A 13,891-nucleotide genomic window follows, 5' to 3' on the forward strand; every position below is an offset into this window, starting at 1 on the left:
ATGAGTTTGCAGCAGACTTTGCAGGTTTTTGAGCTACTGGATAGCGCCAGCGTCAGCGGGCAGGATGTCGCGGATCTGTTCAGCGGCTACCCGGGCGTTTGCGCCAGCGTTAAGCGCGTCAGCGGCCCGAAAGGCCAGACCGATTTCGTGCGCATCACCCTGGCCGGCAGCGCAGGGAAGAGCCTGGGGGGGACTGCTCCCACGCTGGGGATTATCGGCCGTCTGGGCGGCATTGGCGCACGGCCAACGCGTATCGGCATGGTGTCGGACGCCGATGGTGCGGTCGCTGCCGTCAGCAGTGCGCTGAAGCTGGCCGAGATGCAGCGTAAAGGCGATTTTCTGGCGGGTGACGTCATCATCACCACCCATATCTGCCCGAATGCGCCAACCCGCCCGCACGAGCCGGTCGACTTTATGGACTCGCCGATCGACGACGTCACCATGAACGATAATGAAGTGGTGCCCGGCACAGATGCTATTCTTTCCATAGATACCACCAAGGGCAACCGCATCCTCAACCACAAAGGGTATGCGCTGTCGCCGACGGTTAAGCAGGGTTATATCCTGCGCGTATCGGAAGACTTACTGCGCATTATGGAGATGACCAGCGGCCGTCCGGCAGTGACTTTCCCGATCACCACGCAGGATATTACGCCATACGGCAACGGTGTGTATCACCTCAACAGCATCCTCCAGCCAGCCACGGCAACCGATGTGCCGGTGGTGGGGGTGGCAATCTGTAGCGAGTCGGTGGTTCCCGGTTGTGGTACCGGCGCTAGCCATGAAGTCGATATCGCGCTGGCCGTGAAGTTCGCGGTGGAAGTGGCAAAAGAGTTCGGACGGGGCAGCTGCGCGTTTTACGACGCCGAAGAGTATGCGCGCCTGCTGGCGCTGTACGGCAGCCTGAGCCATCTTAGCTCGCGGAATTAAGCTTATGAATCCCTCTCTGGTGACGTTGACGATTGGGCAGTCCCCGCGCACGGATATTATGCCGCTGCTGCTGGAGTACCTGCCCGAAGAACAGATTGCCCACTCCGGGCTGCTGGATGGCCTCACGCCCGGGCAAATTGCTGAGCAGTACGCGCCGTCAGACGGCGAGAAGGTGCTGGTCTCCAGGCTGACCGACGGCAGCCAGGTGACGCTGGCGGCGAGTAAAGTGGAGCGCGGTTTGCAAAAACGCATCCTGCAGCTGGAAGATGAGGGGTTTAGCATTATCCTGCTGTTATGCACCGGTGAGTTCGGCAAACTGTACGCCAGTGAGGCGATACTGCTGGAGCCGGACCGTATTATCCCGCCGCTGATCGAGGCGATTGTCGATGGTCATCAGGTGGGGATTGTGGTGCCGGTGGCCGAACAGATTCAGGAGCAGGCCAACAAGTGGAAAAACCTGACGCAGCCACCCTGTTTCGCCGTTGCCAGCCCGTATCTGGCCAGCGATGAGACGCTGATTGATGCTGCGCTGTCGCTGCAGGAGCAAGGGGCAGATGTGGTGGTGCTGGACTGTATCGGTTATCACCAGCGTCACCGTGATTTCCTGCAAAAACTGTTGGGTATTCCGGTACTACTTTCGAACGTGCTGGTCGCCAAACTGGCGGCAGAATTACTGGTCTGAGTCACGATTGCAGCGGCTGATGCGCAATAGTGCGTGACAGCCGCTCAATTATGCCACTACACTGCCAGCTTACCTTTGTCTCTGATTTTAAGGAATTTATATGCTCAATGTTAGTGAGTATTTTGACGGTAAAGTGAAGTCAATTGGCTTCGAGAGCGCCACGACCGGCCGCGCCAGCGTTGGCGTGATGGCGGAAGGTGAATACACCTTTGGTACCGCTCAGGCGGAAGAGATGACGGTGGTCAGCGGCTCGCTGAAAGTGCTGCTGCCGGGTGAAGCCGAGTGGAAAAGATATGCGCCGGGTGAGGTATTTAACGTGCCGGGCCACAGTGAATTCCATCTGCAGGTGGCTGAGCCGTCTGCCTATCTGTGCCGTTATCTGAAAGATTGATAATGTAGCGGGTCGGGCATGCCCGGCCCCTGCGCGTACTGGCGACGCATGCGTCGCCAGCAAGGTCAATTAACGTTCGGCTTCCCCGCCCAGCGCTTCCACCGTATTGCTGATTAGCGCGGCCAGTTCGCCGGTCATCAGAATAAAGTCAGCATCAAAACGCCCGGTCACGTCTTCGCGGTCAATGTCGTCATTCTGCTCGCGCAGAATATCGGCGAACTTCAGGCGTTTGATAGAACCGTCGTCGGACAGCACCATCTGGATGCGCTCCTGCCAGTCCAGTGCCAGCTTGGTGACCAGCTTGCCGGCTTCGATATGGTTGGCGATCTCATCGCACACCAGGTCCTGCTTCTTACAGCGGATCACGCCGCCATCTTCCAGAATCGCTTTCAGCTCGGCTTCATCCATCAGCGCGAAACCGGCAGGCAGCTCGCCAGAGCGCACCCACTCGGTCATGGTCAGCTCAATTGGGCTTTCCAGCGTCAGCGGCACCACCGGCAGTGACCCCAGGCTCTTACGCAGCAGCGCCAGCGTATCCTCGGCTTTTTTCGCGCTGGCACAGTCAACCATAATCAGGTTGTTCACGGTGTCGATCCAGACATACGTCTGGCTGAAGCGGCTGAAGGCACGCGGCAGCAGGCTGTGCAGCACTTCATCCTTCAGTGAGTCTTTCTCGGTTTTTTTCAGCTTGCGCGACTGCTCGGCTTCCAGCTTGCTGATTTTCGCTTCCAGCGCCTGTTTGATCACCGGCGAAGGCAGCATTTTCTCTTCTTTGCGCGCGCAAATCAGGATCTGGCCGTTAGTGACGTGGGTCAGATCTTCGCTGCGCGGACCTATCGGCGAGACCCAGCCAGTTTTCGACATATCCTGGCTGCCGCACGGGGTGAAAGAGAAAGCATCGAGCTGTTTTTCCATCTCGTCTGCTACCAGCGGAATGTCGCGATTAAGACGATAGACCATCAAATTTTTAAACCACAGCATGCTGCATTCCCTCTCTGTGCGCGCAAGAAGGCGCGCGAGTTCAAAGTCAGGGCGCATGATAGCGAATCGGCGGCGGGGTTTCATTGCCTTTCCGCCTGCCGCCTTCTAAGGTAGTGATCTCACCGTCAAATAATGAGGAATAACAAGTGCGTATTGGTATTGATTTAGGTGGCACCAAAACAGAAGTGATTGCCTTATCTGACCACGGCGAAGAACTGTTCCGCTACCGCGTCCCCACGCCGCGTGACGACTATGACAAGACCGTGGAGAACATCATCGGGCTGGTAAAGCGGGCAGAGCAGGAGACCGGGCAGCAGGGCAGCGTTGGGCTGGGCATTCCCGGCACGCTGTCGCCGTTTACGCGGCGGGTAAAAAACGCCAACTCCACCTGGCTGAACGGTCAGCCGCTGGATAAAGACCTGCAGCAGCGGCTGGGGCGCGAAGTGCGCATTGCCAATGATGCCAACTGCCTGGCGGTGTCGGAAGCGGTCGACGGTGCCGCTGCCGGTAAGCAGACGGTGTTTGCGGTAATAATCGGCACCGGCTGCGGCGCAGGCGTGGCGTTGAACGGCCAGGCGCACAGCGGCGGAAACGGCAACGCCGGCGAGTGGGGGCACAACCCGCTGCCGTGGATGGATGAAGACGAGCTGCGCTACCGCGAAGAGGTGCCGTGCTACTGCGGTAAGCAAGGCTGCATCGAAACCTTTATCTCCGGCACCGGCTTTGCCACGGATTACCAGCGGCTGAGCGGCATCGATCTCAAAGGCGCGGAGATTATCAAGCGGCTGGAGCAGCAGGACCCGGTGGCCGAGCTGGCGATGAGCCGCTACGAGATGCGGCTGGCGAAGTCGCTGGCGCACGTGGTGAACATCCTCGACCCGGATATGATCGTGCTGGGCGGCGGGATGAGCAACGTTGAGCGCCTGTATCAGACGGTGCCGCAGCTGGTGAAAAACTGGGTGTTCGGCGGCGAGTTTGCTACCCCGATCCGCCGCGCCGTCCACGGTGATTCCAGCGGCGTGCGCGGGGCGGCGTGGCTGTGGCCGTTGTGATCTGACGGGGCCCCCTACAGCAATGTAGGGGCGGACCCTCTTTTCCGGTCCGCCCGTAAGGCCGGTTAACATCGCCGAAACCGTTATTCGCCCTGCAGCATCACGTCGTGCGGGGCATTATCGCGGTGGCTTTTGGTCATCAGGAACCACAGATAGCCGATCGCCATCAGGCCGACAAAAACAGCGCCAATCAGCGCGTTAAACCACAGCATCGCGATCAGGCACACCACCGCCAGCACCAGCGCAATCATCGGCACCACCGGGTAACCCGGCGCGCGGAAGGTGCGCTCCAGCTCTGGCGCCGTGCGGCGCAGGCGGAACAGGCTCAGCATGCTCATGATGTACATCACGATGGCACCAAACACCGCCATGGTGATCATCGCCGCCGTCAGCGACATGCCCTGCAGGTTAATCCAGCCGTCGCTAAAGATGGCGACAATGCCGATCGCTCCACCGGCAATGATTGCGCGGTGCGGAGTTTGAAAGCGTGACAGCTTCGCCAGCCCGCTTGGCAGATATCCGGCGCGCGACAGCGCAAAGAACTGGCGCGAGTAGCCAAGAATGATGCCGTGGAAGCTGGCAATCAGGCCGAACAGGCCAATCCACACCAGCATATGCATCCAGTTGGAATGGTTGCCGACGATCATTTTCATCGCCTGCGGCAGCGGGTCATTGATGTTTGACAGCGTGCGCCAGTCGCCCGCACCGCCCGCCATCAGCATCACGCCGATCGCCAGCACCACCAGCGTCAGGATCCCGGCCACATAGGCACGTGGGATGGTGCGCTTCGGATCTTTCGCCTCTTCGGCGGCCATGGCAGCCCCCTCAATCGCGAGGAAGAACCAGATAGCAAACGGGATCGCCGCGAAGATCCCCGACAGCGCAGGCATGCCGAAGTGCTCGCCGCCCGCCCAGCCGTTGGCGGCGAAGTTGGCAATGCTGAAGCCCGGCGCCACTACACCCATAAATACCAGCAGCTCAAGCACCGCCAGCACGGTCACCACCAGTTCAAACATCGCTGCCAGCTTTACGCCAAGAATATTCAGCGTCATAAAGACGATATAGGCGCCGACCGCCGCATATTTCGGGTTCAGCTCCGGGTACTGCACGTTGAGATAGGCACCGATCGCCATGGCGATAGCCGGGGGCGCGAAGACAAACTCAATCAGCGTTGCCATCCCGGCAATCAGGCCACCGGTTTCGCCAAAGGCGCGGCGGCTGTAGGCGAAGGGACCGCCGGCATGGGGAATAGCGGTGGTGAGTTCGGTAAAGCTGAAAATAAAGCAGGTGTACATCAGGGCGATCATCAGCGTGGTCAACAGGAAGCCCAGCGTACCCGCTACGCCCCAGCCGTAGCTCCAGCCAAAATATTCCCCGGAAATCACCAGACCTACCGCAATCCCCCACAAATGGATGGTGCCCAGCGTGGGTTTGAGTGTGCTCGTCATACCGTTATCCCCGTCATTATTGTGTTAGTGGGTCGATAATGCAGCTCCCCGAGGGGGGAAACTTGACGCGGGCGTGATGATTTCTGCGCGCTGCGGTCAACTACGCTGCAAAAAAAGCGCCAGATGTACGCTACGGTCAAAACTGGGTCGTCTGCGGTCAAGCCGAAAAGGGCGGGCGATCGGATGCTGGTTATCACAGAGACATCGTTCAACCTCGATTGCGGAGCCAGATAATGACTGCCAAACAAAATGACACCCTGAACAATGACGCGCTGCAGCGCCTGGCCGAACGCACGCTGGCCCGCTATCCCGCCGCTCTGCAGGGCAAGCTGAGCCTGCTGTGCCGCTCGGAAAACGCCACTTTCCTGCTGGAAGCGGGCGGTAAACGCTATGCGCTGCGCCTGCACCGTCCCGACTATCACCAATACGCCGATATCGTCAGCGAGCTGCAGTGGTTGGACGCGCTGCGCGAAACCGGCATCGAGGTGCCGCAGGCGGTGGCGGATAGCGCAGGGGAAACGGTGCAAACGCTGGTGCTGGAAGAGGGAACGGTGCGCCACGCGGTACTGTTCCACTGGATTGAGGGCGAGATGCCGGGCACCGATGTCGACCCGCGCGCCTTTCGCCAGCTCGGCAATATCACCGCGCGCCTGCATCAGCACAGCCGCCGCTGGCAACAGCCGGCCGGGTTCCAGCGCATTATCTGGGATCATCACACCATGGTCAGCGCGCAAAGCCACTGGGGCGACTGGCGCGATGCCCCCAATCTGCGCATCGGCGACCGGGCGATCGTTGAGCAGGCGATCGCCAGAGTGGGATCCGAGCTGGCGGAGTTTGGCAAAGCGCCGCACAACTACGGCCTGATCCACGCCGATCTGCGCCTGACCAACCTGCTGCTGCACAAGGGCGAAACCCGGGTGATCGACTTTGACGATTGCGGCTTCGGCTGGTATCTGCACGACCTGGCGGCTGCAATCAGCTTTGTTGAGCACCATCCGCGCGCCGCAGAGTGGATCGACAACTGGATCACCGGCTACGAGCAGGTGGCGCATATCAGCGATGCGGAGATGGATCGGGTGCCGACGCTGCTGATCCAGCGCCGCATTCAGCTGCTGGCCTGGGCGGGATCGCACGCGGAAACGGAGATGGCGCACAGCCTCGGCCCGCAGTGGGCGGATCATTCAGTGCGCCTGTGTCGCCGTTATCTGGAAACGTCGCAGCTGCCGGTCGGCGCATAAACCCGCCACGTTGCACCGTGGACGGGCACTTTGTGCTGCCACGGTGCTCTTTTCGCACGGATAGCCATACGCAAGCACGCGAATTGTCTGATGTTGCGGTTGGTACGCAATTTGCTCTGTATACGGGGAGAGGGGAGTACCCCAGGCAGCAGGAGACAATCACATGTTACATACTCAACTGGCACGCCCTGAAATCAGCCACGTCTTGCACAGCGGCAATGTCGCCAACCGCGGCGTGCTCGCCGCCGCCGCCAGCGGCCTGAGCGACTTTATCAGCCATAGCGGCGGCGATGTCGATCGTATCTTTGGCGTCAGCGGTATCGACCCGGAGCTGCTGGCGCAGCCCACCCTCAGCCTTGGCTTAATCAACTACTGCCGGGTGATGGAAGAGGCGGCGCGCAGTTCAGGCTGTGATAACTTCGGTTTACACTACGGCAGGCAGTTTAAACCACAGTCATTAGGTCTGATTGGCTACATTGGCCTGTGCAGCGCCACGCTGGAGCAGGCGCTGCAAAACGTCGCGCATGCTTTTCCCTGGCACCAGCACGATACGCTGACCCGGCTGGTGGACAAGGGGGACTGCTGGCGGCTGGATTATCAGGTGCGTCACGGCGCCATTCTCTGCCGCCGTCAGGATGCCGAGCTGACGCTGGGGATGTTTATGAACCTGATCCGCCACGTGGCCGGTAAACACTGGGCGCCGCGTGAGGTTCACTTTGAACATCCGCGCCCGGCGCAGTGGCACGAACACTGCAAAGCCTTTGACGCCCCGGTCTATTTTGACCAGCCGTTTAACTCCTTGCTGATCCCGAAACGCGATCTCGCCCGCGCGATGCCCGACAGCGATCCGCTGCTGCTTGGCGTAATGCAGGATGCGATCCGCCGCCTGAACAGCGCCACGCCGCAGCAGAATATTGTCGACCAGGCGCGTGCGCAGGTGCATCGGGTGATGCTGCAGGGCGAGCCGGTGCTGGAAGAGGTCGCGGATAAGATGGGGCTGTCGAGCTGGTCACTGCAGCGCCGCCTGCGCGAAGAGGGCCTGAGCTTTACCGCGCTGGTGGATGCCGTGCGCTGTGAGATGGCGAAACACTATCTGCAGCAGCGCCAGCTGCCGATTTCCGAGATGGCGCTGCTGCTGGGCTACTCCGAAGTCAGCGCCTTTTCGCGCGCCTTTCGCCGCTGGTTCGGCATCAGCCCGCGCCAGTGGCGACAGGGCGAGCTGGCGGGCTAAGGGCGAAAATCAATCGCCACGCCGTCAGCCAGTTCAGGCGGCGGCGCGGGCAGATCGGGCGCGCTGGCCACCAGGCTCCACGTTTTCAGGCAGAGCAACTCATCACCTTCGGTGCGCAGCACCTGGTAGCGCTGGTTCGCACCGTACTTTAGCGTCACGTGGCAAACCTTACCCTGATAGCGGTGGGCATCGGTGAAATGGCGCTGTATGCCTTGCTGCATCGCGGCGAGATAGCGATCGTTTTTGGGAGCAGTAGCGTGACATCCGCTTAATATAACGCCGACGATTAGCAGGCCCAGAGTCAAATAAGGTTTATACATTGCGCTTTGCCCCAGAATTAAAGCGATAAATAATGTCGCATTGTACCGGACCCGCGCAGACTGCAAACAAAAATCATTCTGGCAAAGTGATTTACAGAATTTTCTCTTAAATTTGCCTTAAGGGGTTGTGGCGGTTTAGTTCGGCTGTATATATTACCGTTAATCAATTAAATTAATTGACTATTTCGGTTTATTTGCAAGAGCTGCCTGTGTTATTCTGGCGCCGCATTCTCACCTTTATCTGTAATTCTCGCGTTTATTATTTCCAGATGATATTAATTTGTCTGGTGCGGGACTTTCGCTGCAATTTTCATTCAGGGATTAAAATGAAACCCACCAGCCTTGCTGTTGTTAGCTTATTCGGCACCGTACTGTTAACCGGCTGTGCCAACGAAACCTCACGCTCTATTGAAGCCCCTCAGGTGGCTGCCGCCGCTCAACCGCAATATCAGGGGGTGAAAAGTCCGATTGCCGTGGGCAAATTCGATAATCGCTCCGCCTATATGAATGGGGTGTTCTCTGACGGCGTGGACCGCCTGGGAAACCAGTCTAAAACCATCCTGATTACCCACCTGCAGCAGACCGGACGCTTCAATGTCATGGACCGCACCAACCTTGAAGAACTCAAGGCGGAAGCGGGCTATCAAGGCAGCAAGCAGTCTATCAAAGGCGCGAACTATATTATCACCGGTGACATTACCGAATTTGGCCGCAAAGAGGTGGGTGACCAGCAGCTGTGGGGCATCCTGGGCCGCGGCAAATCTCAGGTCGCTTATGCCAAAGTGAATCTTAACGTCGTCGATGTGACCACCTCGGAAGTGGTCTATGCCGTTCAGGGCGCCGGCGAATACAGCCTGTCTAACCGTGAAATTATCGGCTTCGGCGGCACCGCCAGCTATGACTCCACGCTGAATGGTAAGGTGATGGATTTAGCGATTCGCGAAGCGGTCAATCATCTGGTCAATGGAATTGAGTCCGGCGCATGGCGCCCGGCGAAATAATAATAAGGGAATAATCATGAGCGTTTTAAAAACCCTCGGCGTGGCCTGTGCTGCGCTGATCGTTGTCGGCTGCGCGCAAAAGAAACAGAGCGTCTATTACTGGGGCGATTATCAATCCTCTTTATACAGCTATTATCAGCGCGATAAATCACCCGAGCAGCAAATTGAATCGTTGAATGCGATTGTTGAGCAGGCAAAGGCGAAAAATAAACCGGTTCCCCCTGGTCTGCACGCCCAGCTTGGCCTGCTATATGTCGATACCAGCCGTCCTGATCTGGCTTTCCAGCAGTTTAACGCCGAAAAAAACCAGTTCCCGGAGTCTGCGGCCTATATGGATTTCCTGATGCGTAATAAGGTGAAAAAATAATGAAGCTCTGGTCTCTGATGATTGTCGCCGGCGCTGTGCTGTTAAGCGGCTGTGCCAAACCTAAGCCTTATGACTACAGCGCTTTTCGCGCCAGTAAGCCGGCTTCCATTGTGGTTCTGCCCGCGACGAATAGCAGCCCGGATGTGAATGCGGCCCATAGCGTGGTGTCGGTCGTCACTGCGCCGCTGGCCGAGTCCGGTTACTACGTGTTCCCGGTGGCGGTGGTGGATAAAACCTTCGAGCAGAACGGCCTGAGCAGCGCCGCCGACGCGCAGAGTGTCAGCCCCGCCAAACTGCGTGAAATCTTTAACGCGGACGCGGCGCTGTACATTGATGTCAGCAGCTACGGCACCAAATTTATGCTGGTGGATAGCGTGACCGAGGTCAAAGCGGCTGCACGCCTGGTTGACCTGCGCAGCGGTAAGCAGATCTGGTCTGGTACTGGCTATGCCACCGATGCTCAGGACAATAACAACGCTGGTCCACTCGGCATGCTCATCAGTGCGGCCATCAAGCAGATAGCCAGCAGCGTGAGCGACAAAAGCCATGACGTTGCGGTTCTGGCCGCTGCCGGGATGCTGACCGCTGATGGCGTTAACGGCAGTATTTTGCCTGGCCCGCGCGCGTTGCCGGTGTCCGCGCTGTAACGGTCAGGGCCGCGGGGAACCCCCTGCGGCCCTGATAAGCTAGTCTGGCATGCAAATCTGCGCCTTCCACGGCCTTACCTTCAATAACGACCCTGTGTTCTTTTCACTCACCTATCAGATTACGGTATCTCATCTGAAAATCGTGCGCTGATCGCATCCCGTTCATAACCCTGCGGTTGTGTCAGAATCTGGTATAAATCAGGACGGCGGCCGTGGATCCAGCGACGTCCGGTACTCATGGCAAGCAGGCTTAAATCCAGTTCAGCGCTCACCATAAAATCTTCAGCAGCCCAGGTTTCATTAATGATCCTCCCGTAAGGATCGAGGATCATGGCATTGCCCGTGCGGACTTCGTCATCATCTGCGCCTACGCCGTTACTAAAGAGAAGAAATAACCCGTTGTCGTGCGCACGGGCAGGTAACCATCGCATCAGCCATTCCCGACCGCTTGCCCCCTTGAATGTAGCAGTAATTTCTTCCTTGCGCGTTTCCCGTTCCGCCCACAGCGACAGCGGAATGGGTTTCATCGCATAAGGGCTGCGGGAATCGGTGCCGCCTGTTTGATGTGGCGCGAGAAGGATATCGGCACCCAGTAATGCCGTAGCGCGCACATTTTCCACCAGATTATTGTCCCAGCAAATCAAGATCCCTACTTTTACTCCCCAGGGAGTATCAAAAACGGTAAACCTGTCACCGCTGCTGATGGCCGGATGCTCAAAGGCATGAAGTTTGCGATGCGTCTGCATTGAGCCGTCCGGCATACAGGCAACGTACGCATTATAAAGGCGGCCATCATCGGCGCGTTCAATCAGACCGGCGCCAATAAGCATTTGATGTTTTATCGACAGAGCGCGAATTAACATCAGGGAAGGGCTGGTGGCGATCGGTTCTGCAAGTGCGGAAACCTCCGCTGCGGTGAGCTTAGGGACATGCCAATAGCCGGTGATACACATTTCCGGAAACGTCAGGATCTTCACCTGCTGGATGGCCGCCTGTTCAATAAACTTCTCCATTATCAGCAGATTATATTTTTTGTTATTTGCCTGATGCTGAAACTGTACGGTTGCAGCCTTTAAGGACGTCAGCGCGTGCATGATGCTTCTCCAGTTGTTATCGAAACTGAATTACATAACGATTGGCAATAACTGTATAATCAAATGATTTCCATTTTCGATAACCTTTTGGAATGAAAAATTGAATATCCGGTTGCTAAAGGCCTTTTTGATTCTGGCCGAAAAAGGAAATTATGCCGACGCGGCCCGGGCACTGTTTATCTCGCAACCCGCATTGACCAAGCAGATCAATCTTCTTGAGTCGACGGTGAAGGTGCCACTTTTTTCACGCGGGCGTCACGGTGCAACACTGACCGCCGGGGGAAGATGCTTATTGCCAGAGGCTGAAAAAGTAGTCAGGCAAGCCCAGGTGTTTATGGATCACGCAGGGCGGGTATCGGCCGGTATTGAGGGGCATATCGCCGTTGGATTTGGTCTCTCAAGCTTTTATCTGGCACCACGTTGTATTGCTGAATTTCGCAGAGACTATCCGGGAATCGAGATATCTTTGACGGATCTTCCCTCCTTCCTCCAGTACGAGCTGCTGCAAAATGATGAGCTTCAGGTAGGATTTGTCAGGGTTCCCCCCCCGATAGCGCTTGATTACCTGCCATTATTTACCGATCGGCTGGTTCTGATGGCGCCCGCAACGCCGTCGTTATCATTGTCTGCTGCTGACTGGCTAAAAAAATCTCCTTTGTTACGTCTTCATGCTGATCGCGGGCAGGGATTAAATGCGCAGATTGACCGTTTTCTGCATGATAACGGTCTTTTTATATCCTCCACCCAGCTGGCTGATGATATACATACTATTGTCGCGTTGGTGATCGCGGGTACCGGTGTTGCCATATTGCCCTACAGCGTTCTGCATATCGCGCCACCGGAACGGGTTATTATTCCGTTAACAGGCAAGTCAATAAGCTGGAAAGTTGGCATTGCCTGGAATGCCGACAAGGAGAATGTCATTCGCGATAATTTTATTGCCAGTATTAGAAAGCGTATTGCGGTCGAAAACGCGTAATCAGCCTTGCGGGGGCATTCCCGCGAATCTAACCGCAATTGCATGAAGGTGAGATCCAGCCAGCGGCCGCACGGCTTACTGTCGCCTTAAGCCAGCCGCGCAGGGTCTCATCGGTAACCGACAATAGCGGCTCTCGCCGCTTCGGACGTTCGGTGGCTAACCAGGTCAGAACCTGATGTACGTAGTCGCGATCGGTGAGCGGGACCAGGTGAACGGCATCTTTCGACGGGCGGCTACGTTGGCTTCTGACCTTCTCCGAAAGAATACGTACAAAGGGGCGGGGACCATTTAGTACAATTGACTCCTGCTGCAGGCTTCCCGATGCGCGTACCGGTGTTACACAGGGTGCAGAAAAGAAAACGGTTTTTGAAGTCAGGCATATAGTGGAGCAGGGCGCTTACTTCCGGCGCCAGCAGATAGCAGGACGTCACGCCGCTTAAGATTTTTCCTGTCATTCTCTGCGGAGGATTTTTATTCTCAGTGTCATTTTATCCATTAAAACCCTGAGTAAGGAGTACTTCTAATCTAGAGCTGCTGGGGATTTGATCTCTGCCTGAGGGGAGTACCGTTACAATATCCTAAAAGTAAAGTTTAACTAATTTGTTGTATAACGTTCTGTCTATTCGGCTAGGTTGAGGTTTTTAAAAACAAAGTATAAACAGATTAGCATAAACTCCAATTTAACAACTATTATTAAAAGTAAATACAGGGTTTGTTAAAAAGTAATTACCTTATGATGCGACGATAACTTTATTTTCATAACGTTTAGACTCTTTGGGTAAATAAAAATGCATAGTACATGTCTGGTTTTTTTTGTATTTTAAGTGGAATATTGTTAATTAACACTGCGCCTGACTGATCTTTTATTCATTATGATCGTTGGAATAAGTAATTCTGTTTTTACCATTCCTTTTGGATCTATATAGTGCTGCGTCTGCAGAAGCGAGGCACGATGAAGATGTCTGATTCTCTGTTTTCAATGCTACGCCAATGCTGACTGTAGTCGGGATGCCATCAGCGCTGCTTAAAGATAGGGATTTCTTTATCCTTTCTACCAGAATGTTTACAGCCGCCCCCTCTTTTAACACAATGGCAAATTCCTCTCCACCTGAACGGGCCACTAATATATTTTCACATGCAAATTTCTTTAGTATAAGTCCCGATTTTTTAAGCACTTTGTCCCCCATTTCATGACCATAATTATCGTTAATCATCTTAAAGTCATCAATATCTATAATGCATATTGCACCTGACTTATCCTCCAGGTCTCTAAGTTTGAGGTTTAGATATCTTCTATTGGGAAGTCCGGTAAGTTCATCTGTTAAAGAGAGCTCTACTACAGATTTATACCTGCCATTAACATAATTGATAAAATTATTGAAAGAGTAGATGATAAACATCATTGCAGGTACATACAATACGGCAGAGACAAGAGAAGTAATATCATTATCAATAATTTTCAAGCCACCGATCATAGTGACGATAGTAGAGTTTAAGAGTAAAAAAAGTCCGATGCGAAATGTAATTAAA

At 55.6% G+C, this 13,891-nt stretch carries 15 protein-coding genes and 1 pseudogene; 10 read left to right on the forward strand and 6 right to left on the reverse strand.

Annotated elements, in window-relative coordinates; genetic code table 11:
- The 3 genes from ID864_RS21640 to ppnP all read left to right on the forward strand — a co-directional run bounded on the left by ID864_RS21640 (position 1) and on the right by ppnP (position 2,003).
- Positions 1-930 (forward strand): DUF1177 domain-containing protein, encoded by a 930-nt coding sequence (locus tag ID864_RS21640; RefSeq protein ID WP_191150346.1) that lies wholly within the window; start codon positions 1-3, stop codon positions 928-930.
- A gap of 4 nt (positions 931-934) precedes the next feature.
- Complete coding sequence (locus tag ID864_RS21645; RefSeq protein ID WP_191150347.1) at positions 935-1,612, forward strand: AroM family protein; 678 nt, start codon at positions 935-937, stop codon at positions 1,610-1,612.
- 100 nt (positions 1,613-1,712) lie between these two features.
- On the forward strand, positions 1,713-2,003 hold the full coding sequence (ppnP, locus tag ID864_RS21650; RefSeq protein WP_048916994.1) for a pyrimidine/purine nucleoside phosphorylase: 291 nt from the start codon (positions 1,713-1,715) through the stop codon (positions 2,001-2,003).
- 69 nt (positions 2,004-2,072) lie between these two features.
- Here ppnP and rdgC read toward each other — a convergent pair whose 3' ends face one another.
- The gene (gene rdgC / locus ID864_RS21655; RefSeq protein WP_048916993.1) at positions 2,073-2,984 is read right to left on the reverse strand and encodes a recombination-associated protein RdgC; all 912 of its coding nucleotides are present in this window, start codon (positions 2,982-2,984) and stop codon (positions 2,073-2,075) included.
- Positions 2,985-3,130: 146 nt separating this feature from the next.
- Here rdgC and mak point away from each other — a divergent pair, with 146 nt between their 5' ends.
- Positions 3,131-4,036 carry a fructokinase gene (gene mak, locus ID864_RS21660; protein ID WP_048916992.1) on the forward strand — a complete coding sequence of 302 codons (906 nt, stop codon included), beginning with the start codon at positions 3,131-3,133 and terminating at the stop codon, positions 4,034-4,036.
- An 83-nt stretch (positions 4,037-4,119) separates the two neighbouring features.
- Here mak and eat read toward each other — a convergent pair whose 3' ends face one another.
- Entirely contained in the window at positions 4,120-5,484 is a 1,365-nt protein-coding gene (eat, locus tag ID864_RS21665) for an ethanolamine permease (RefSeq protein ID WP_062818376.1), read from the reverse strand.
- A 233-nt stretch (positions 5,485-5,717) separates the two neighbouring features.
- Between eat and ID864_RS21670 the strand changes: the two genes are divergently transcribed.
- Together ID864_RS21670 and qhpR are read left to right on the forward strand one after the other, a co-directional pair.
- Positions 5,718-6,722 carry a phosphotransferase enzyme family protein gene (locus ID864_RS21670; protein WP_191150348.1) on the forward strand — a complete coding sequence of 335 codons (1,005 nt, stop codon included), beginning with the start codon at positions 5,718-5,720 and terminating at the stop codon, positions 6,720-6,722.
- Positions 6,723-6,885: 163 nt separating this feature from the next.
- Positions 6,886-7,953, forward strand: a complete 1,068-nt coding sequence (gene qhpR, locus ID864_RS21675) for an AraC-like transcriptional regulator QhpR (RefSeq protein ID WP_048916989.1) — start codon at positions 6,886-6,888, stop codon at positions 7,951-7,953.
- Here the strand turns inward: qhpR and ID864_RS21680 are convergent.
- Positions 7,950-8,273 (reverse strand): cell envelope integrity TolA C-terminal domain-containing protein, encoded by a 324-nt coding sequence (locus ID864_RS21680; protein WP_099753597.1) that lies wholly within the window; start codon positions 8,271-8,273, stop codon positions 7,950-7,952. The genes qhpR and ID864_RS21680 overlap by 4 nt on opposite strands.
- Before the next feature lie 326 nt (positions 8,274-8,599).
- Here ID864_RS21680 and ID864_RS21685 point away from each other — a divergent pair, with 326 nt between their 5' ends.
- The 3 genes from ID864_RS21685 to ID864_RS21695 are packed head-to-tail and all read left to right on the forward strand — an operon-like array spanning position 8,600 to position 10,288.
- Positions 8,600-9,274, forward strand: a complete 675-nt coding sequence (locus ID864_RS21685) for a CsgG/HfaB family protein (RefSeq protein ID WP_099753596.1) — start codon at positions 8,600-8,602, stop codon at positions 9,272-9,274.
- A 16-nt stretch (positions 9,275-9,290) separates the two neighbouring features.
- On the forward strand, positions 9,291-9,641 hold the full coding sequence (locus ID864_RS21690) for a DUF4810 domain-containing protein (protein WP_099753595.1): 351 nt from the start codon (positions 9,291-9,293) through the stop codon (positions 9,639-9,641).
- Positions 9,641-10,288 carry a DUF799 domain-containing protein gene (locus tag ID864_RS21695; RefSeq protein ID WP_048916985.1) on the forward strand — a complete coding sequence of 216 codons (648 nt, stop codon included), beginning with the start codon at positions 9,641-9,643 and terminating at the stop codon, positions 10,286-10,288. The genes ID864_RS21690 and ID864_RS21695 overlap by 1 nt, the downstream gene beginning before the upstream one ends.
- Before the next feature lie 119 nt (positions 10,289-10,407).
- On the opposite strand, the gene ID864_RS21700 is transcribed toward ID864_RS21695, so the two are convergent.
- A complete protein-coding gene (locus tag ID864_RS21700) occupies positions 10,408-11,382 on the reverse strand; it encodes a nitrilase family protein (RefSeq protein WP_191150349.1) in 975 nt (324 codons plus the stop codon).
- 100 nt (positions 11,383-11,482) lie between these two features.
- On the opposite strand from ID864_RS21700, the gene ID864_RS21705 reads away from it, so the two are divergent.
- Entirely contained in the window at positions 11,483-12,361 is an 879-nt protein-coding gene (locus ID864_RS21705) for a LysR family transcriptional regulator (protein WP_191150350.1), read from the forward strand.
- Between the two features lie 61 nt (positions 12,362-12,422).
- On the opposite strand, the pseudogene ID864_RS23795 reads toward ID864_RS21705, so the two are convergent.
- Positions 12,423-12,798, reverse strand: a pseudogene (locus ID864_RS23795) (tyrosine-type recombinase/integrase); the annotation flags it as partial.
- Positions 12,799-13,224: 426 nt separating this feature from the next.
- The coding region (locus ID864_RS21710) for a GGDEF domain-containing protein (RefSeq protein ID WP_191150351.1) at positions 13,225-13,891 on the reverse strand (667 nt) is incomplete at its 5' end.

The organism is Erwinia aphidicola, assembly GCF_014773485.1.
Lineage (GTDB): Bacteria > Pseudomonadota > Gammaproteobacteria > Enterobacterales > Enterobacteriaceae > Erwinia > Erwinia aphidicola.